Annotated in this window: 1 protein-coding gene; it reads left to right on the forward strand. The window is 49.8% G+C overall.

Features of this window, described 5'->3' with window-relative positions:
* Nucleotides 1-237, forward strand: a 237-nt coding sequence (locus AAEZ02_RS23475) for a CNNM domain-containing protein (RefSeq protein ID WP_351125649.1), incomplete at both ends; no start/stop codon positions are given.

The following is a 237-nucleotide window of genomic DNA, read 5'->3' on the forward strand; positions in this document are numbered from 1 at the left end:
GCAAGAACACCCTGGCAGTTTTATTACCGTGGTACAAATCGCGCTTAATGCGGTGGCCATTTTGGCAGGTGTTATCGGCGAATCAGCCATCAGTCCTTATTTAGTGCGCTTGTTCGGTCATGAAGCGCTCGCCTCTGTGGTGTCATTCATCATTGTCACCAGCGTTTTTGTCCTGTTTGCTGACCTCATGCCAAAGCGTCTCGCCATGTCCAACTCTGAACCTATCGCCATCAAAGT

The organism is Shewanella sp. T24-MNA-CIBAN-0130 (assembly GCF_040310185.1).
In the GTDB taxonomy this organism is placed as follows: Bacteria; Pseudomonadota; Gammaproteobacteria; order Enterobacterales; family Shewanellaceae; genus Shewanella; species Shewanella psychromarinicola.